The 17739-nt window shown below is 67.1% G+C and carries 18 protein-coding genes; 9 read left to right on the forward strand and 9 right to left on the reverse strand.

Translation table 11 applies throughout. The features are described 5' to 3' along the window. Positions 1–41 precede the first annotated feature (41 nt). The 5 genes from A9513_RS20935 to A9513_RS20955 form a co-directional block, all read right to left on the reverse strand. A complete protein-coding gene (locus A9513_RS20935; protein WP_037015267.1) occupies positions 42–1013 on the reverse strand; it encodes an aliphatic sulfonate ABC transporter substrate-binding protein in 972 nt (323 codons plus the stop codon). Positions 1014–1187: 174 nt separating this feature from the next. Beyond that, positions 1188–2084, reverse strand: a complete 897-nt coding sequence (locus tag A9513_RS20940; RefSeq protein WP_052239088.1) for a hypothetical protein — start codon at positions 2082–2084, stop codon at positions 1188–1190. A gap of 193 nt (positions 2085–2277) precedes the next feature. Continuing rightward, positions 2278–3222, reverse strand: coding sequence for an ABC transporter substrate-binding protein (locus A9513_RS20945; protein ID WP_065085491.1), 945 nt, complete (start codon positions 3220–3222; stop codon positions 2278–2280). 11 nt (positions 3223–3233) lie between these two features. Continuing rightward, on the reverse strand, positions 3234–4301 hold the full coding sequence (locus A9513_RS20950; protein ID WP_081754021.1) for an LLM class flavin-dependent oxidoreductase: 1068 nt from the start codon (positions 4299–4301) through the stop codon (positions 3234–3236). Between the two features lie 236 nt (positions 4302–4537). Further along, the gene (locus A9513_RS20955) at positions 4538–5434 is read right to left on the reverse strand and encodes a LysR family transcriptional regulator (RefSeq protein ID WP_065085492.1); all 897 of its coding nucleotides are present in this window, start codon (positions 5432–5434) and stop codon (positions 4538–4540) included. Positions 5435–5547: 113 nt separating this feature from the next. Between A9513_RS20955 and A9513_RS20960 the strand changes: the two genes are divergently transcribed. Beyond that, the gene (locus A9513_RS20960; protein ID WP_065085493.1) at positions 5548–6153 is read left to right on the forward strand and encodes a 3-mercaptopropionate dioxygenase; all 606 of its coding nucleotides are present in this window, start codon (positions 5548–5550) and stop codon (positions 6151–6153) included. Next, a complete protein-coding gene (locus A9513_RS20965; protein ID WP_065085494.1) occupies positions 6150–7733 on the forward strand; it encodes a rhodanese-related sulfurtransferase in 1584 nt (527 codons plus the stop codon). Before A9513_RS20960 ends, A9513_RS20965 begins: the two co-directional genes overlap by 4 nt. 64 nt (positions 7734–7797) lie before the next feature. On the opposite strand, the gene yedA is transcribed toward A9513_RS20965, so the two are convergent. Then, positions 7798–8685, reverse strand: a complete 888-nt coding sequence (gene yedA / locus A9513_RS20970; protein ID WP_024766206.1) for a drug/metabolite exporter YedA — start codon at positions 8683–8685, stop codon at positions 7798–7800. 178 nt (positions 8686–8863) lie between these two features. On the opposite strand from yedA, the gene A9513_RS20975 reads away from it, so the two are divergent. Beyond that, positions 8864–9310, forward strand: a complete 447-nt coding sequence (locus A9513_RS20975) for an Lrp/AsnC family transcriptional regulator (RefSeq protein ID WP_065085495.1) — start codon at positions 8864–8866, stop codon at positions 9308–9310. Positions 9311–9667: 357 nt separating this feature from the next. Here the strand turns inward: A9513_RS20975 and A9513_RS20980 are convergent, their stop codons facing one another. Then, positions 9668–10945: an acetyl-CoA C-acetyltransferase gene (locus tag A9513_RS20980; RefSeq protein WP_037017360.1), complete on the reverse strand. Its 1278-nt coding sequence runs from the start codon at positions 10943–10945 to the stop codon at positions 9668–9670. A 168-nt stretch (positions 10946–11113) separates the two neighbouring features. On the opposite strand from A9513_RS20980, the gene A9513_RS20985 reads away from it, so the two are divergent. Then, positions 11114–12469, forward strand: a complete 1356-nt coding sequence (locus A9513_RS20985) for a 3-oxoacyl-ACP reductase (RefSeq protein ID WP_065085496.1) — start codon at positions 11114–11116, stop codon at positions 12467–12469. A gap of 267 nt (positions 12470–12736) precedes the next feature. Here the strand turns inward: A9513_RS20985 and A9513_RS20990 are convergent, their stop codons facing one another. Beyond that, entirely contained in the window at positions 12737–13138 is a 402-nt protein-coding gene (locus A9513_RS20990) for an EF-hand domain-containing protein (RefSeq protein ID WP_065085497.1), read from the reverse strand. A gap of 63 nt (positions 13139–13201) precedes the next feature. Further along, positions 13202–14209 (reverse strand): AraC family transcriptional regulator, encoded by a 1008-nt coding sequence (locus A9513_RS20995; RefSeq protein WP_037017366.1) that lies wholly within the window; start codon positions 14207–14209, stop codon positions 13202–13204. A 204-nt stretch (positions 14210–14413) separates the two neighbouring features. Here A9513_RS20995 and A9513_RS21000 point away from each other — a divergent pair, with 204 nt between their 5' ends. The 5 genes from A9513_RS21000 to A9513_RS21020 all read left to right on the forward strand — a co-directional run bounded on the left by A9513_RS21000 (position 14414) and on the right by A9513_RS21020 (position 17730). After that, positions 14414–15271 carry a MaoC family dehydratase gene (locus tag A9513_RS21000; RefSeq protein WP_065085498.1) on the forward strand — a complete coding sequence of 286 codons (858 nt, stop codon included), beginning with the start codon at positions 14414–14416 and terminating at the stop codon, positions 15269–15271. Between the two features lie 47 nt (positions 15272–15318). Next, a complete protein-coding gene (locus tag A9513_RS21005) occupies positions 15319–15636 on the forward strand; it encodes a nucleotide pyrophosphohydrolase (protein WP_024766201.1) in 318 nt (105 codons plus the stop codon). After that, positions 15633–16403 (forward strand): methyltransferase, encoded by a 771-nt coding sequence (locus A9513_RS21010; RefSeq protein ID WP_065085499.1) that lies wholly within the window; start codon positions 15633–15635, stop codon positions 16401–16403. The genes A9513_RS21005 and A9513_RS21010 overlap by 4 nt, the downstream gene beginning before the upstream one ends. Positions 16404–16456: 53 nt before the next feature. After that, positions 16457–17053 carry a DUF4136 domain-containing protein gene (locus tag A9513_RS21015; RefSeq protein WP_065085500.1) on the forward strand — a complete coding sequence of 199 codons (597 nt, stop codon included), beginning with the start codon at positions 16457–16459 and terminating at the stop codon, positions 17051–17053. 116 nt (positions 17054–17169) lie between these two features. Beyond that, positions 17170–17730 (forward strand): DUF4136 domain-containing protein, encoded by a 561-nt coding sequence (locus A9513_RS21020; protein ID WP_037017378.1) that lies wholly within the window; start codon positions 17170–17172, stop codon positions 17728–17730. The last annotated feature ends 9 nt before the right edge of the window (positions 17731–17739 follow it).

A 17739-nucleotide genomic window follows, 5' to 3' on the forward strand; every position in this document is an offset into this window, starting at 1 on the left:
GCCGTGACGGGCCGCTCGGGAGAGCGGCGGGAAATAGGGGATCAGTTGCTCGCCACGTCCGGCTGCCACACCGGCACCGCGCGGGCATCGACAGGCTTGGGCAGCAGGCCTTCGGCGTAGAAGGCGTCGGCAATGCGTTGCTGCTCGTCGAGGCCGTCCTTGCGCACCGGCTGAACGTCATAGCTGCGGCGGGCATTGGCCTGTTCGACGGTGGCGACATCGAGGTTGCCCCACAGCGGGCCGAGCACCTTGGCGGCGTCGCTGGGGTGCTCCTTCACCCAGCGGCCGGTCTTCTGCAGTTCGGCGAAGACCTGCTTGAGCACTTCCGGGTGAGCCTTGGCGTACTCGGTGGACGCCAGGTAGTAGCGCTGGTAGCTGGCCAGGCCCTTGCCATCGACCAGCACGCGGGCGTTCTGCTGACGCTGGGCGCTGGCCACGTACGGGTCCCAGGTCACCCAGGCATCGACCTTGTGGTTCTCGAAGGCGGCACGGCCATCGGCGGGAGTGAGGTACGCCGGCTGGATGTCGGAGAACTTCAGCCCGGCCTTCTGCAGGGCGGCGATCAGCAGGTAGTGGCTGCCGGCGGCCTTGGTCACGGCCACACGCTTGCCTTTGAGATCGGCCAGGGAGTTGAGCGGCGAATCGTGCGGCACGAGGATCGACTGCGCGGTGGGCGACGGGGTTTCGCGGGCGAAATAGGTCAGCTGCGCGCCGGCGGCCTGGGCGAAGACGGGTACGGTATCGGCGACGTCGGCGGACAGGTCGACGTTGCCCACATTCAGCGATTCGAGCAGCGGCAGGCCGCTGGGGAACTCATGCCAGGTGACCTTGATGCCCTGCTTGCCCAGCTCGCGCTCCAGGTTGCCCTGGGCTTTCACCACGGTCAGCAGCGTGGAGGACTTCTGGAAGCCGATGCGCAGGGTCTGCTCAGCCTGGGCGGACAGGGCGCCGAACAGGGCGACCGACGCGCTGAGGCCAACGGCGAAACGGCGCAGGAAATGACTGCGGGACATGGATACGGCTCCTCGGGTACGGGTTGGCCGCCCGCAGAGCGAGGCGGACCACTGGACAGGTCAGGTGATGCTGGATGAGTCCGGTGGTCCGGTAGAGCGAAGATTACAGGTATAAAAAATCTAAAATAAATAATTTTTAGTTCTTAACTAATGCCGGACGGATTTACCCGCCGATCAGTGCGCAGCCCCCAGCAGCCGGGCCCTCAAGCCTTCCGCGCGGAGACTCGACTGCGCGGCCTCACGAGCCACCGCCAGCGCCTGGATGGCCAGGTTGGAGAAATGGCTGCTGCGGCTGAAGCTCAGCCCGGCGCCAGCGGCGATGTCGTCGTCCAGTTGCGCGGCGGCCTGTTCGCTGAGCACCAGCCCCAGCCCGAGAAGCCGCAACAACTCAGAGCTCTGCGCCAGTTCCAGCCGCTCTGCCGCATGCAGTGCAAGACCGAGGGCGACGTTGGCTTCCAGCAGCAGGGCCAGGCCATCGCACAGCGAACGCCGAGGCGTGATCGCCAGCCCCGGCGGCAGGAGGATGTCTTCCGGGTGCAGACGCAGTTCGTTGCACTGCGCACCGCCGCGCAGCACCAGGCCCGCACGGGCGCCGGGCAGCGCGGCGAGGAGGAAATCGCGACCGGGTTCGTACCAGGCGCGCAGCACCAGCCAGTCGGCGGCTTCGACGGTGAAGGCGTCCCACTCCGCGCCATTGACGCGGAAACCACCGCGCACATGTTCGGCGGCCTGCAGCGACTGCCCGTCCCCCAGCGCACCCCACAGCGGCTCGCGCAACAGCGTCAGGTTGAGCAGGCGCTGCACCTGCTCGCGGCTGCCCAGCAGGCTGACCCGCGCCAGCTGCAGGTGGTGGACGGCGAACAGCCGGGCCAGCCCGCCGTCCCGCTCGCAGAGATCGCGCAGGGTTTGCAGGATGTCCTGCCAGGGACTGGCGCTACCGCCCAGTTGAGCCGGCAGGGACAGCCGCAGCAGGCCGGACTCGCGCAGGGCGCGAGCCCAGGTTCCGGCCGTGCTGGGAACAGGCGGTGCGACCGGCCGGGTCGCAGCCAGCCGGAATGGAACAACGCTCATGGACACCTCTGGAAAGACGCGAGGATCAGTGGCCTGGGCGTTGGGCGCGCGGGTGGACTGAAGCGGAAACGGAGCCTGGAACAACCCCGTTACGCCGTCGGGCAGAGCCGACGGCCAGGGCGGCACTTAGAACCATATCCAAGCACCGCCACAAGGTTAAATAACCTTTTTGCCTTAGCTGAGAACCCGCCACTCAGTGGAATGAGGTGGCGAAGGAGGTATCGATCACGCTGGAGGTATCGAAAGCCTTGGGCAGCGCGCCGGTCTGCAGGAGGAAGTCGGCGGTGCCCTGGTAATCGGCGGCGGCCTGTTTATCCACCGGGCCGACGCTCATGGCGGCCTGGCCGATCCAGTGGCGCGACACGGACTGGTCGAGGTTGGCCTTTTTCGCCCAGATTTCGGCGTACTGCTCCTTGTGCGCCTCGACCCAGGCGCGGGCCTTCTGCAGGCGGCCAAGGAAATCGGCGATCTGCTCGCGCTTGGGATCGATGGAATTGGCGTTGGCAGCGATGCTCGACAGCCCCGGCATCAGGTCGCGGGCAGTGAGGATCGGGCGCGCGCCGGAGAACACGATCTGCTGCGAGATGTAGGGCTCCCACACCGGGAAGGCATCGATGCTGCCGCGTGGCAATGCGGCGGCGGCGTCGATGGGCATCAGCTTGACGAACTCCACGTAATCGCTGGGCAAGCCGGCCTTCTCCAGCGCACGCAGGGTCAATTGCTGGCTCCAGGCGCCCGGCCAGTAGGCGACCTTCTTGCCCTTGAGGTCGGCGATGGTCTTCACCGGCGAATCCTTGGGCACCAGCAGGGCAATGGTGTCCGGGTTCTGCCGGGAGATGCCGATCAGCTTCACCGGCGCGCCCTTGGCGGCGAGGAAGATGAAGCCCGAGTCGCCGAGGAAGCCCAGGTCCAGCGCACCGGCCTGCAGGCCTTCGGCCACCGGCGCGGCGGACTGGAAGTGCTTCCAGTCGACGGTGTAGGGCGCGCCTTCAAGCACCCCGGACGCTTCCATCGATGCGCGCACGTTGTAGTAGTTCTGGTCGCCCACCCGCAAGGTCGGCAGGTCGGCGGCCTGGGCCAACGGCGCGCCCAGGATGAGCGCGGCGAAGGTGGCGCGCAGGCGTTGCTTCAGGTTCATCGAAAAGCTCCTCAGCCGGCGCGCCGCAGTTGCGGCAGACGGGCGATATGGTCGTGGATGGCGGGAATCAGACCCTGGCCGTAGCGCACGGCATCGCCGAGCGGGTCGAAGCCACGGATCAGGAAGGTGGAAACGCCCAGGCGGTAGTACTCGCCCAGCGCGGCGGCGACTTGCTCGGGCGTGCCGACCAGCGCGGTGGAGTTCCAGCGCGCACCGGTAAGCCGGGCCACGCCGGTCCACAGGCGTGTATCGAGCACCTCGCCCTGCTGCGCCGCGGCCAGCAGGCGCTGGGAGCCAACGTTTTCCGGCTGGTGGTCATTGAGCGGCAGGCCCAGGCGGGTGCGGTTCTCCCGCACCTGTTCGAGCACTTCGGCGGCGCGCTTCCAGGCAGCTTCCTCGGTATCGGCGACGATGGGGCGGAAGGACACCGAGAAGCGTGGATCACGCCCCTGGGCATGCGCGGCAGCCCGCACGCGGCGGATGTGACCGTCGACGGCGGCCAGCGGTTCGCCCCAGAGCATGTAGGTGTCCGCGTGCTTCGCCGCGACGTCGATGGCGGCATCCGAGGAGCCGCTGAAGTAGATCGGGATGTGCGGCTTCTGCTGCGGGCGCACGGCGGGCGAGGCCCCCTGGAAGCGATAGAACTCGCCATCGAAGTCCACCGGGCCTTCAGCGCTCCAGATGTCGCGCAGCGCTTGCAGGTATTCATCGGTGCGGGCGTAGCGGCGGTCGTGTTCGAGGTAGTCGCCGTCGCGGGCGAGGTCTTCGTCGTTGCCGCCGCTGACCACGTTGAGGGCCAGGCGCCCATCGCTGAACTGATCGAGAGTGGCAAGTTGCCGGGCAGCCAGGGGCGGCGCGATCACTCCGGGTCGATAGGCCAGCAGGATGCCCAGGCGCCGGGTAGCGGCAGCGACGAAGGAACTGACCACCGCTCCTTCGGCGGCATTGCTGAAATACCCCACCAGCACGCGGTCGAAACCAGCGTCCTCATGGGCCTGGGCAAAGCGCCGGACGAATCCGGCATCCACCGCCTCCCCCAGCGGCTGGTCCACCTCGGAACTCGGGGTGGCGGTGATCATGCCGAGAATTTCCACGCTCACTGTGTTGCCCTCGCCTGGGCCGCTGCATAAGGTCGGCGGCTTTCGTTATAAGGAAAGCGTCGGTTTTGACGTTGTTCTTAGAAGCTATAGGCAAGTTATTCATGATGGAAATTCATTTTTGTCATATCCTAATATGCTAAATACGCATATTCAGGCGCGACCAAGTTGCAGAGCGGGATTTTCTGCGTTTCTACAAGGGCAGCAGGTGCGGCGAATCAGGCCGCCGCGATGTCGAGACCTTCAGCCACCGCATCACCGAACAGCCGCGCCGGCGATTCGAGATTGCCCAGCAGGCGCGGGCGCACCAGCCAGAGCTGGATCAGCGGCTGGAAGTCGTCCAGTTGCAGCACGCGCAACTGGTCGCGGTAGCGACTGCGCGCCAGGGCCGGCGCCGGCACGAGGCCCAGCCCGCGCCCTTCGGCCACAAGGCCCAGCTGCAGCTCGCTGCCGAAGGTTTCCAGGTTCAGCTGCAACCCCAGCCCCTGGTCGGCCAAGGCGCGTTGCAGGCCGGCGCGGAAACCACAGCCGTCGGGGTTGAGCACCCAGCCGTGCTGGTAGCAGTCGAGCAGGCGGCGGGCCTTCACCTCACTGTCGCGCGCGGCCACCACGCACAATTCCATGCGGCCCAGCGCGGTGGCGCCGAGGTCATCGGGGAACACCTTGCTCGGCGGGAACAGCACCACGGCCGCGTCCAGCTCGGCATTCTCCAGCCGAGCCAGCAGATGGCTGCCCCACCCGCTGCTGACCTGCGCGCGCAGCTCCGGGTATTCACCGGTCAGCCGCCGCAGGGCCTCCAGCAACACCACCTCGCCGATGCTCTGCGGCACGCCCAGGCGCAACACGCCGCTGGGCGCGCTGTCGCCGGCCACCAGCTCACGCAGGCCGTCCACCTCGCGCATCACCCGCAAGCACTGCTCGAACACGCGGCGCCCGGCGGCAGTGGGTTTGAGCGGCTTGGTGTTGCGGTCCAGCAGCTCCACCCCGAGGGACTCCTCCAGGCTCTGCACCCGCCGGGTGATGGCTGACTGGGTCAGGCCAAGGCTCTCGGCGGCCTGGCTGAGGGAGGCGTTGCGGATCACCGCGACGAAGGCATCGATGTCGTCGATCTTCATGGGGCTGGCACCAATTGCATTTCTCGCATATTAGCTTAGATTCAAAATGCATTTCAGGAATAAAAATGCGTTTGCTACCGTAGCGCCAGAACCTTCCGGAGTGAATCCCCCGCATGTCAGCCTCCCTTCGCCTCGACCGCCTGCGCCAGTTCATCGGCGATCTGGCAGCCGTGATCGACACCGCTCCCGACGAAGCCGCGCTGCTGGCCGAAGCCCGCCCGTTGCTCGCCGAACTGGTGCGCCATGACGACTGGCTACCCGAGGACTACGCCCGCCCCGACCCGCAGCGCTACCAGCAGTACCTGCTGCACGCCGATTCGCGGCAGCGCTTTTCGGTGGTCAGCTTCGTCTGGGGCCCGGGTCAGCGCACGCCAGTGCACGACCACCGCGTCTGGGGTCTGATCGGCATGCTGCGCGGCGCCGAGTATTCGCAGCCGTTCGCCTTCGCCGCCGATGGCCGCCTGCAGCCCGTGGGCGAGCCGCATCGCCTGGAGCCGGGCGAAGTGGAGGCAGTGTCACCCCGCATCGGCGACATCCACCAGGTCAGCAACGCCTTCGCCGACCGGCCGTCCATCAGCATCCACGTCTACGGTGCCAACATCGGCGCGGTTCGGCGTGCTGTCTTCAGTGCCGAAGGTGAAGAGAAACCCTTCATCTCCGGCTATTCCAATAGCCAGTTGCCCAATATCTGGGACCTGTCGAAAGAGAACCCTGCATGAGCCAGATCATCCGTCGTTCCTTCCACGATATCCGCGCCGCCCTCCTCGCCCGCCAGGAGTTGGCATTGCTGGATGTGCGCGAGGAAGACCCATTCGCCCAGGAACACCCGCTGTTCGCCGCCAACGTGCCGCTGTCCAAGCTGGAGCTGGAGATCTACGCCCGCGTGCCGCGCCGCGATACGCCGGTCACCGTCTATGACGACGGCGAAGGCCTGGCGCAGATCGCCGCGCAGCGCCTGCTGGCGCTGGGCTACAGCGACGTGGCCATTCTCGACGGCGGGCTCGCCGGCTGGCGCGAGGCCGGTGGCGAGTTGTTCAAGGACGTGAACGTCCCGAGCAAGTCGTTCGGCGAACTGGTGGAGGCCGAGCGCCACACCCCGTCGCTGGCCGCCGAGGAAGTGAAGGCGCTGCTCGACGCCCAGGCCGACGTGGTGGTGCTCGACGCCCGCCGCTTCGACGAATACCAGACCATGAGCATCCCCAGCGGCGTCAGCGTGCCGGGCGCCGAACTGGTGCTGCGCGTCGCCGAGCTGGCGCCGAACCCGGCCACCCGCGTCATCGTCAACTGCGCCGGGCGCACCCGCAGCATCATCGGCACCCAGTCGCTGGTGAACGCCGGCATTCCCAACCCGGTGTCGGCGCTGCGCAACGGCACCATCGGCTGGACCCTGGCCGGCCAGCAGCTGGAACACGGGCAGGCACGGCGCTTCGCCGAGGTTTCCGCCAGTACCCGCGAATCCGCCGCCCAGCGCGCCCGCGCCGTGGCCGACCGCGCAAACGTCGCGCGTATCGACCTGGCCGGCCTGCGCCAATGGCAGGGCGAAACCGAGCGCACCACCTACCTGTTCGACGTGCGCACGCCGGAAGAATACGAAGCCGGCCACCTGCCGGGTTCGCGCTCGACTCCCGGCGGCCAGCTGGTGCAGGAAACCGACCACGTCGCCAGCGTGCGCGGTGCGCGTCTGGTGCTGGTGGACAACGACGGCGTACGCGCCAACATGAGCGCTTCCTGGCTGGCCCAGATGGGCTGGCAGGTGGCAGTGCTGGACGGGTTGACTGCCGCCGACTTCAGCGAACAGGGCGCGTGGAGTGCACCGCTGCCGCCCAAGCCGCAGGCCGAGACCATCAGCCCGCAGACCCTGGCCGACTGGCTGCGCGAACCGGGCACCGCCGTGCTCGACTTCACCGCCAGCGCCAACTACGTGAAGCGCCACATCCCCGGCGCCGCCTGGGCCCTGCGCAGCCAGCTGAAGCAGGCAGTGGCGCAACTGGGCAATGCCGAGCGTTATGTGCTCACCTGCGGCAGCAGCCTGCTGGCGCGCTTCGCCGTGGCGGAAGTGGAGGCCCTGAGCAACAAGCCGGTGTTCCTGCTCGATGGCGGCACCGGTGCCTGGGTCGCCGCCGGCCTGCCCACCGAGGAAGGCGAAAGCCATCTGGCGGCGCCGCGCATCGACCGCTACCGCCGTCCGTACGAAGGCACCGACAACCCCCGAGAAGCCATGCAGGGCTATCTGGACTGGGAGTTCGGCCTGGTCGAGCAACTGGGCCGCGACGGCACCCACGGCTTCTTCGTGATCTGACCTGAGCCGGAAAACACAGCGCCCGCCCACAGCCTCCTGTGGGCGGGCGCTTTGCGTTCCGGGATCAGTTCGCGGGGCCGCGTCGCCACTGCGGCAGGCCGATCAAGACCACCGCGCTGATGATCACCGCCATCGCCAGGGATTCCGCCAGGCCGATGTGCTCGCCGGCGAATACCACGCCGAGCATGACCGCCACCGCCGGGTTGACGTAGGCGTAACTGGTCGCCGCCGCCGGGCGCACATTGGCCAGCAGGTACATGTAGGCGCTGAAGGCGATGATCGAGCCGAAGACCACCAGGTAGGCCAGCGCGCCCCAGCCGGCGGCGGTGGGCATCTGCTCCAGGCGCTCGCCGCTGAGCAGGCTGCCCAGCAGCAGCACGCCGCCACCCACCAGCATCTCCACCGCGCTGGCCATGGCGCCGGCGGGCAGGTCCAGGCGCCGGCTCCACACCGAGCCGAAGGCCCAGGTGGCCGCCGCAAAGATGATCAGCGCCGCGCCCGCCGGGCTGCCCTGCAGGTTCGAGCCGAGGTTGAGCAGCACGATGCCGAGCAGGCCCAGGGCGATGCCGGCCCACTCCAGCGCGTTGGTCCTGTTGCCGAAGAAGCGCCCGAACACCAGGGTGAACAGCGGCACGGTTGCCACGGCCAACGCCGCCACACCCGAAGCCACGCCCCAGTGCTCGGCCACCGTCACCCCGCCATTGCCGCAGCTGAGCAGCAGGATGCCAATGGCGCCCGCCGACAAGCACTGTTTGAGGCTCGGCAGCGGCGCGCCGCGCCAGAGCATCCAGGCGAACAGGATCGCCCCGGCAATGATGAAGCGGCAGCCGGCCATCAGCATCGGCGGCCAGGATTCCACGCCGATACGGATGACCAGGTAGGTCGAGCCCCAGATGAAATAGAGGGCGAAAAACGCGGCGATCAGGGTCAGGGAGACGCGGGCTCTGGGCATGGGCAGGGTGGTCATGAAAGGGGCTCGACAAGGCGGGTGGGGCGATTCATTTTATGCAGGCATCCACCCACGGATAAGGCACAGACAACGCCAATAGCGGCGTAACACTTTTCAATCGATGGATTTTCCGGTCATTTTCCGTTGAATCTGTTTTAACCAGAATGCCGAGGCAAGACTGATGGACAAATACGACCGCGCCCTGCTCGCCGCCCTGCTGGAAGACGGCCGCCTGTCCTTCGCCGAACTGGCCCGACGCATCAACCTCTCGCCTCCCGCCGTGGCCGACCGCGTGGCGCGCCTGGAGGCCGAAGGCGTGATCACCGGCTACCACGCCAGCGTAGACCTGTCGAAGATGGGCCGTTCGATCCAGTGCCTGATCGAACTGCGCCTGAACGACCATCGCAGCAAGACCATGCTCGACCCATTGCTGGAAATCCCGCAGATCATCGACTGCTACCGCATCACCGGCGAAGCCTGCGTGATGCTCAAGGTGGCGGTGAGCTGCACCCAGGAACTGGAAGAGCTGATCGACCGCCTCGCCCAGTTCGGCACCAGCAAGACTTCACTGGTGCTCTCCACGCCCTTCTCCCGGCGAATCCATCCGGCGATGTTGCAGGGTGGCTGAGGACCTTTCTAGAAGGCAATTGCAGGGGGAAGACTCTCTCCTACGGAAGCGACCTGGCGAGGCCCCGCTCGCCGGCTTTCTGTAGGAGCGAGCTTGCTCGCGAGCAGCCCGAACTTCGGCGTAACCGGTATTCGCGAGCAAGCTCGCTCCTACAGCTCCCTCGCAGTTTCGTAGGGCGCATAACGCGCCAGCGTTATCCGCCACTCCCCTATCGGCGGATAACCTGTTCCAGGTTATGCGCCCTACGCTCTGCTCTTCGTAGGATAAAAAAAGGCGGCGCCGCTCGCGCGGTGCCGCCTGAAGTCACGGAGTTGCTACATCGCGGGGCGGCGAAGAGGGCCGCCCCGTTGTATTGGATTACCGTTCGATGATCGCGGTCACACCCTGGCCGCCCGCGGCGCAGATCGAGATCAGCCCGCGCCCCTTGCCGGCGGCATCCAGCAGCTTGGCCAGGTTGGCGACGATGCGCCCGCCAGTGGCGGCAAACGGGTGGCCGGCTGCCAGCGAACTGCCCTTCACGTTGAGCTTGCTGCGGTCGATGGAACCCAGCGGCGCATCCAGCCCCAGGCGCTCCCTGCAGTAGTCCGCGTCTTCCCAGGCCTTGAGGGTGCACAGCACCTGGGCGGCGAAGGCTTCATGGATTTCATAGAAGTCGAAGTCCTGCAGGGTCAGGCCGTTGCGCGCCAGCAGGCGCGGCACTGCGTAAACCGGCGCCATCAGCAGGCCTTCGTGGCCGCCGACGAAGTCCACCGCCGCAGCTTCGCCATCCTTGAAGTACGCCAGGATCGGCAGGCCACGCGCCTTCGCCCACTCCTCGCTGGCCAGCAGCACCACGGAAGCGCCATCGGTCAGCGGTGTGGAGTTGGCCGCCGTCAGGGTGCCGCGCGGGCCCTTCTCGAACACCGGCTTGAGGGTGCCGATCTTTTCCAGGTTGATATCCGGGCGCAGGTTCTGGTCGCGCACCAGGCCGCGGAACGGCGTCATCAGGTCGTTCTGCCAGCCCTCGTCGTAGGCGGCGGCCAGCTTGTGGTGGCTCTCGTAGGCCAGCTTGTCCTGCTCGTCGCGGGGAATGGCCCAGGTCTGCGCCATCAGCTCGCAGTGCTCGCCCATCGACAGCCCGGTGCGCGGCTCGCCGTTCTTCGGGATGTGCGGCATCAGGTGGCGCGGGCGGATCTTCAGCAGGCTTTTGATCTTCTCGGCGTTGGACTTGCCGCGGTTGGCTTCCAGCAGGATCTTGCGCAGCCCTTCGTTGACGCCGATGGGCGCATCGGAGGTGGTGTCCACGCCGCCGGCGATGCCGCAGTCGATCTGCCCGAGGGCGATCTTGTTGGCCACGAGAATCGCCGCTTCCAGGCCGGTACCGCAGGCCTGCTGGATGTCATAGGCCGGAGTTTCCGGCGCCAGGCGCGTGCCCAGCACGCACTCGCGGGTCAGGTTGAAGTCGCGCGAATGCTTGAGCACTGCGCCGGCGACCACCTCGCCCAGGCGCTCGCCGTGCAGCTTGTAGCGCTCGATCAGGCCGTCCAGCGCGGAGGTCAGCATCTCCTGGTTGCTCGCCGTGGAGTACAGGGTGTTGGAGCGGGCGAAGGGAATACGGTTGCCGCCGACGATGGCGACCCGGCGCAATTGGGTCATGCAGAGCTCCTGGATGGATGAGCGTTAAAGTGCGGTCAAGGCTAACCTTAGCCGCTTGTGTCGCATTGGCCGCCCCGCCGTTGCGCAGGTCAGCGCGGTCAATTGCGTCGAACCCCTGCCTGCGTAGAGTGGTCAGCACTTTAGAGAATCCGTTCAGGAGCCCGTTCCATGACCGATCGCTACATTGCCTTCGCCAACTCCAACGTCGGCCGCCGCCTGGTCGGCGCCCTCGGCCTGCCTGCGCCGGTTCGCCTGGAGCGCTGGAGCGCCGGGCGCACGCGGCCGGTGGATGGGGCGCTGCTGCTCGGTGGCGAGGGCAACCTGAACGAGGCCGTGCTGCCCTTCGCCGAGTGCCTGACCGATTCGATCTTCGCCTTCAGCGACGGCCAGTACGGCCTGCCGCGCTGGACCGCCGAGCACGGCCCCAAGCTCAAGGCCATCGTCTTCGATGCCAGCGGCCTGACCCGTTTCGAGCAGACGATCGAACTGCGCACCTTCTTCCAGGGCGCCCTCAAGGGCCTGGATAAATGCCCGCACGTGGTGATCCTCGGCCGCGCGCCGGAATCGATCAAAGACCCCATCGCCGCCAGCGTGCAGCGCAGCCTCGAAGGCTTCAGCCGCTCGCTCGGCAAGGAAATCCGCCGCGGCGGCAACGTGCAACTGGTGTATGTCGGCAAGGGAGCCGAGGACCAGCTCGAAGGTGCATTGCGCTTCTTCCTTTCGCCAAAGAGCGCGTATGTCTCCGGGCAGGTCGTGCGCCTGTCTGCCTACGACAAGCAGGTGCAGGACTGGAGCCGCCCGCTGGTGGGCAAGCGCGCACTGGTGACCGGCGCCGCTCGCGGTATCGGTGCGGCCATTGCCGAGACCCTGGCCCGTGACGGCGCCGAGGTGGTGCTGCTGGATGTGCCACCGGCCAAGGACGCGCTCGACGCCCTCGCCGCGCGCCTGGGTGGCCGTGGCGTGGCGCTGGATATCTGCGCCGCTGATGCTGGAGAGCAACTGGTGGCGGCGCTGCCCGATGGCGTCGATATCGTGGTGCACAACGCCGGCATCACCCGCGACAAGACCGTCGCCAAGATGAGCGAAGCGTTCTGGAATTCGGTGATCGAGGTGAACCTCAAGGCGCCGCAGGTGCTGACCCAGGCCCTGCTGGACGCGAACAAGCTGCATGACGATGGCCGCGTGGTGCTGCTCGCCTCCATCAGCGGCATCGCCGGCAACATGGGCCAGACCAACTACGCGGTGAGCAAGGCCGGCCTGATCGGCCTGGCGCAGGCCTGGGCGCCGACGCTGGGCAAGAAGGGCATCAGCATCAACGCGGTGGCGCCGGGCTTCATCGAAACCCAGATGACCGCCGCCATCCCGTTGACCATTCGCGAGGCCGGCCGACGGATGAACTCCATGGGCCAGGGCGGCCTGCCGCAGGACGTCGCCGAAGCGGTGGCCTGGTTCGCCCAGCCGGGCTCCGGCGCGGTGAGCGGCCAGGTGCTGCGGGTGTGTGGGCAGAGTCTGCTGGGCGCCTGATCCGCTCCAATTGACTCCATCTGCAGGATGGCGTGGAGCTAAGCGATACCCATCAATCCCTGCAACAGCATGGGTATCGCTTGGGCTCCACCCATCCTACGAACCACGCCACAGGCCGCAGGGCGGATAACCTGGAACAGGTTATCCGCCGGCCCCTTGATGGCGGATAACGCTGGCGCGTTATTCGCCCTACATAAAGCCGCTCTCCCCTGCCCCCGCCATGCTCTCGATCCGGCCATCAAACCGGTCATCTGTCGCGCCGGCCGGTCAATGTCGCGCCGCGATCAACTCGCGAAACTCCTCCGCGCTCACCCGGTGGTCGCCATCGCGGTCCGCACGCACGATCAACGCCGGCTCCTGGGTCATGAACTCCGCCTGGCTGACCTTGCCGTCACCGTCATGGTCCGGCCAGGCGATGGCATTGGGCGAGACCTGCACGCTGGGATTTGGCGGCGTCACTTCCTCGCGGGTCAGCAAGCCGTCCTGATTACGGTCCAGCCGGTGGAATATGCGCGCGCGCATCGGCGCCATGTCGCTGGCCTCGATGTAACCGTCGCCGTTGGCATCCAGGCGGGAGAAGGCCGTTTCGCCCATTTCTCCCGCAAAGGCGCAGGGCGCGGACAACAGAGCGGCAGACAGCAGGAAGGCGTGGCGGATTCGGCTTTGCATCGGTGATTCCAAGGTGGGACTGACCGGCAAAGCCTATCCACAGGCGGGCTCGAAAGGGTTCGATCACTCCGCCGGCGGTTGCGGGCGACCGCGGCGGCGGAACTCCACGGGGGTCTCGCCGACCCAGCGCTTGAAGGCACGGTAGAAGGTGCTGGGCTCGGAAAAGCCGGTCCGCTCGACGATCACCTCGATGCGCTCGTCGGTCTTGAGCAGCAGTTCCTTGGCCAGGCGACAGCGGTAGTCGGTCACCAGGTCATTGAAACGCACTCCCGCCATGGCCAGGCGTTCGCGCAGGCGGCGGGCCGGCATGTCCAGCCGCGCGGCGACCTGTTCCAGCGTTGCGCCGCCATCCACCAGCAGCACGCCGATCAGCTCGCGTACCTTGCGCACCAGGTCCAGCCGTTCCACTTCCGCCAGTTGCCGGCGCGCCAGTGACTCGTGCATGCGCAGCAGCTCGGGAGCGGCATGGCGCGAGGCCTTGTCCAGCACGGCGGCGTCGAAGACCAGGGCATAACGCTCGGCACCCAGCACGGCGGGGCAGCCGTAGACTTCGCGATAACGCCCGGCCGGCGCGCCTTCCGCATGCATCAACTGCACTTCGTGGGGCTTGAAGTCACCTTCGGTGAGGGCGTGGAACAGGCGCACGACCGCACCGGCCAGCATTTCGGGAAAGTGCCGGTTGGTCCCGGCGCTGTGGCCGAGCAGCAGCACGGCCTTCTCGCCCTCGACTTCCAGGCGCGCGTTGAGGGTGTCGGAGAGCAGGCGCACGTAGCGCAGGGCATGGCGCAGCCCTTCGCCGAACGTGGCGCTGGACAGGAACAGGTATTCCAGCAGCAAGCCATGGAATGCGGGCAGGTGTCCGGCCAGGTAGAGGCCGACATGCTCTTCGCCGCACTCTTCGGCGGCGGCTTTCCAGAACAGGTTCTGAGCGCTGTGGGGGAATCGTCCGGCAGGCAGGCTGCCAGCGGGCAGGCCGACGCGGGCCAGCACGCGGTCGGGGTCGGTACCGCTGGCGCGCAGGGCGTCGATCACCGGGCGCATCAGCGCCACATCGTCGGTCAGATCACGCATGGTGTTTTTTCTAGTTATCCATGGGGCGGGCCCATCTTAGGCAGCTTTCTTATCGCCCCTCAAGAGAATCAGGAAGCAGGTTGAGGGAAATATCCAGGCAATGGCGGGTCAGATTGACTTGCCTGCCGCGCGCCGCGTTGCCACGGCCAATGCCTGGGGCCGAGCACTGGCTAAGCTGAATGAATGCCCCTCAGGAGATACCCGATGCCCCGCGATTGGCTCGACCTGTCCGCCCCACCCGCCCTCACCGGCCTGTTCGTTCGCGCGGCGCTGCGCCGTGGCGTGCGTGGCCGCAGCCTGCCAACCCGCGGCGTGCGCTGCCCGGTCACGGTCGACCCGAAGCAGCTGGAGCGCTACCGCAAGGTCTGCGGTTTCACCGATAACCACCTGTTGCCGCCTACCTATCCGCACATCCTCGCCTTTGGCCTGCAGATGGGACTGCTCACCGACGCGAGCTTCCCGTTCCCTCTGCTGGGCCTGGTACACCTGGAAAACCGTATCAGCGTGTTGCGACCGCTGGGCGGGCTGGGCCCCTTCAACGTCAGCGTGCGGGTGGCGGACCTGCAGCCCCACGAGAAAGGCGTGACCTTCAGCATCATCACCCAGCTGCACGACCAGCTCGGCCTGCTCTGGGAAGGCGACAGCCGCATCCTGTTCCGCGGCATGCGCCTGGACGGCTCGCCAGCGGCGCGCCACGAAGAGGCCGAGCTGCCTTTGGAGCAGATCGACGCGTGGAACTGCCCGGCGGACATCGGCCGGCGTTACGCCCGCGTCGCCGGCGACTACAACCCGATCCACCTGTCGGCTGCCAGCGCAAAACTGTTCGGCTTCCCTCGCGCCATCGCCCACGGCCTGTGGAACAAGGCGCGCAGCCTGGCCGCCCTGGGCGAGCGTCTGCCGGCCGCCGGTTATCGGGTCGATGTGCGCTTCCAGAAGCCCGTCCTGCTGCCCTCCTCCGTCACCCTGCTGGCCAGCGAGCCCGCGCCTGTCGGGCAATTCAGCCTGCGCGGCAAGGACGACCTGCCGCATATGGCCGGCAGTTGGGGCCCGCTGGACGTTTGAAGCGCCAGGCTTGAAGCTATGGGGCTGACGCTGGAGCCCCATCTGCAATGAACCTCGAAGCCATCACCGCACGCCTGCACGCCATCCGCGACCACAACGACTGGAGTCGCTTCCACAGCCCGAAGAACCTGGCCATGGCGGCCAGCGTGGAAATGGCCGAACTGGTGGAAATCTTCCAGTGGCTGCGCGAGGACGAATCGCGCCAGTTGCCACCGGAGAAACTCGCCCACGCCGGCCAGGAGGTCGGCGATATCGTGCTCTACCTGCTGCTGATGTGCGCAGAACTGGGCATCGACATGAACCAGGCGGTACTCGCCAAGCTGGCCGACAGCGAACGGCGCTTCATCGAAGGAGGCGCCAAGTGAGCGAATCCCCGAAGACCGGCGACCGTCACTTCGACGAACTGGCCACCCGCTTCGCCGAGAAGATCTACGGCGGCGCCAAGGGCGCCATCCGCCTCGCCGTGCTCCAGGCCGACCTGGCCGAAGCCTTGCCCGATCGCCCGCTGCGGGTACTCGACATCGGCGCGGGCCTGGGCCACATGTCGCTGTGGTTGGCCGGGCGCGGCCATGAAGTCACCCTCGCCGAACCGGCCGCACCGATGCTCGTGGCCGCGCGCCAGCGTTTCGAGGAAGCGGGTCTGAACGCCACCTTCATCGAGGCTCCCTGGCAGGACCTGCTCGGCCAGCTCAACGAGCCCTACGACCTGGTGATCTGCCACGCCGTGCTGGAATGGCTGGCCGAGCCGCTGGCCATACTTCCCGTGCTGCACCAACTGACCCGCGCCGATGGCTGGCTGTCCCTGGCCTTCTACAACCGCGATGCGCTGATCTACCGCAACCTGCTCAAGGGGCATTTCCGCAAGCTGCGCAAGAACCGCTTCGCCGGCGAGGGCCAAAGCCTGACCCCGCAGGAACCGCTCGATCCGCGCGTACTGGAGGCTGCCATGGCCGGTCACTGGAGCATCGAGGTGCGCAGCGGCGTGCGGGTGTTCCACGACTACATGCCGGTGGAATTCCAGCACAAGGCCGAGCCGCTGGACCTGGTGGAGATGGAACTGCAATACCGTCGACATCCTGCCTTCGCCGGCCTCGGCCGTTACCTGCACTGGCTGTGCCGGCCGCAGGATTAGGTGCATAGTTGCCACTGCGCACGCCAATCGAAGTGAGCGTGCGGGAGTCCGTCATGCCGCGTCATCTGCTGGTCCTGCCACTGTTCGCCGCCCTCGCCGCCTGCCAGGGCCAGAACCCCTACACCGCCACCTCGCTGCCGATGCCACCGGCACCCGCGCAGGCGGCCAATCCCGGTCTCGATCCGGGCAGCTATCCCGCGCCGCCGCTGGACTACGGGCGCTTCCGCTCGTGGAGCTGGATGGACGGCACCGGCTTCGGTGGCCCGCTGCAGGATGCCGTCAGTGAGGCACTGGATCAGCGCGGCCTGCGCCCGGCTCGCCCGAATACGCCGGCGGACCTGACCGTCAGCGCCCATCTATACAGCGAGCAGCGCACCCGCCAGACCACCGACTACTACAACGGCGGTTACTACGGCGGATACGGCCGCTGGAACGACCCGTGGTATGGCGGCTACGGCGCCTCCTACCCGGTCACCCGCACCTACGTGGTCACCGTCAGCGTGGTGCGCATCGCGCTCTTCGATGCGCACAACCGCCAGCAGGTATGGAGCGGCAGCGCCGAGTACGAAGACGGCAGCAGCCAGGCCGACCAGGCCCGCGCGCTGCGCGAAGCCGCGCGCAAGGCCATGGACGGTTACCCGCCGGGCTGATCGCCGGCTGGCCGGAAACCTTGCCAGAATTCATCCTTCGCGCCGCGCCCCGTCTGCCGCTTGCCTTTGCGCGGACTCTGCGCTTGGATGAAAGCTCTGTCAGGAGTAATCCAACCATGATCCGCCGTTTGCTGCTCTTAGGCCTGCTGCTCGGCCTCGCCGCCTGCGAAACCACCAGTGTCAGCCGCGACTACGACACCACCCGCGACTTCTCGCGCTACCAGACCTGGAGCTGGGCTCAGCCAGCGTTCGAATACCGCCCGGATGACCCACGCATCAAGAGCGACCTCACCGAGCAACGCATCAGCGATGCGGTTGCCGACCAGTTCGACCAGCGCGGCCTGCGCAAGGCCCAGGACGGCAACCCGGGCGATGTGAAGATCCGCGCCTACCTGATCGTCGACCAGCGCCAGGACCAGGTGACCACCTACACCGGCGGCTACTGGGGCGGTTACTGGGGTGGCTACTGGGGCCCGCCGCCCATGGCCGAGACCCGCAGCGTGACCTACAAGGTCGCCACCATCCAGGTCGACATGCTCGACGGCAAGGACGGCAAGCTGGTCTGGCGCGGCAGCGGCGAGCAGATCATGCGCAGCAGCCCACCGACGCCCGCCGAGCGCGAAGCGGCAATCCGCGAGACGGTGCAGAAGATCATCGCCCAGTACCCGCCGCACTGAGTCTGGTGA

This window comes from Pseudomonas sp. AU12215, from assembly GCF_001675465.2.
Taxonomy (GTDB): domain Bacteria; phylum Pseudomonadota; class Gammaproteobacteria; order Pseudomonadales; family Pseudomonadaceae; genus Pseudomonas; species Pseudomonas nitroreducens.

Excerpts from the sequence above, each read along its gene's own strand:
- A9513_RS20935 (WP_037015267.1), bottom strand. The coding sequence starts at position 1,013 with ATGTCCCGCAGTCATTTCCTGCGCCGTTTCGCCGTTGGCCTCAGCGCG.
- A9513_RS20940 (WP_052239088.1), bottom strand. The coding sequence starts at position 2,084 with ATGAGCGTTGTTCCATTCCGGCTGGCTGCGACCCGGCCGGTCGCACCG.
- A9513_RS20945 (WP_065085491.1), bottom strand. The coding sequence starts at position 3,222 with ATGAACCTGAAGCAACGCCTGCGCGCCACCTTCGCCGCGCTCATCCTG.
- A9513_RS20950 (WP_081754021.1), bottom strand. The coding sequence starts at position 4,301 with ATGATCACCGCCACCCCGAGTTCCGAGGTGGACCAGCCGCTGGGGGAG.
- A9513_RS20955 (WP_065085492.1), bottom strand. The coding sequence starts at position 5,434 with ATGAAGATCGACGACATCGATGCCTTCGTCGCGGTGATCCGCAACGCC.
- A9513_RS20960 (WP_065085493.1), top strand. The coding sequence starts at position 5,548 with ATGTCAGCCTCCCTTCGCCTCGACCGCCTGCGCCAGTTCATCGGCGAT.
- A9513_RS20965 (WP_065085494.1), top strand. The coding sequence starts at position 6,150 with ATGAGCCAGATCATCCGTCGTTCCTTCCACGATATCCGCGCCGCCCTC.
- yedA (WP_024766206.1), bottom strand. The coding sequence starts at position 8,685 with ATGCCCAGAGCCCGCGTCTCCCTGACCCTGATCGCCGCGTTTTTCGCC.
- A9513_RS20975 (WP_065085495.1), top strand. The coding sequence starts at position 8,864 with ATGGACAAATACGACCGCGCCCTGCTCGCCGCCCTGCTGGAAGACGGC.
- A9513_RS20980 (WP_037017360.1), bottom strand. The coding sequence starts at position 10,945 with ATGACCCAATTGCGCCGGGTCGCCATCGTCGGCGGCAACCGTATTCCC.
- A9513_RS20985 (WP_065085496.1), top strand. The coding sequence starts at position 11,114 with ATGACCGATCGCTACATTGCCTTCGCCAACTCCAACGTCGGCCGCCGC.
- A9513_RS20990 (WP_065085497.1), bottom strand. The coding sequence starts at position 13,138 with ATGCAAAGCCGAATCCGCCACGCCTTCCTGCTGTCTGCCGCTCTGTTG.
- A9513_RS20995 (WP_037017366.1), bottom strand. The coding sequence starts at position 14,209 with ATGCGTGATCTGACCGACGATGTGGCGCTGATGCGCCCGGTGATCGAC.
- A9513_RS21000 (WP_065085498.1), top strand. The coding sequence starts at position 14,414 with ATGCCCCGCGATTGGCTCGACCTGTCCGCCCCACCCGCCCTCACCGGC.
- A9513_RS21005 (WP_024766201.1), top strand. The coding sequence starts at position 15,319 with ATGAACCTCGAAGCCATCACCGCACGCCTGCACGCCATCCGCGACCAC.
- A9513_RS21015 (WP_065085500.1), top strand. The coding sequence starts at position 16,457 with ATGCCGCGTCATCTGCTGGTCCTGCCACTGTTCGCCGCCCTCGCCGCC.
- A9513_RS21020 (WP_037017378.1), top strand. The coding sequence starts at position 17,170 with ATGATCCGCCGTTTGCTGCTCTTAGGCCTGCTGCTCGGCCTCGCCGCC.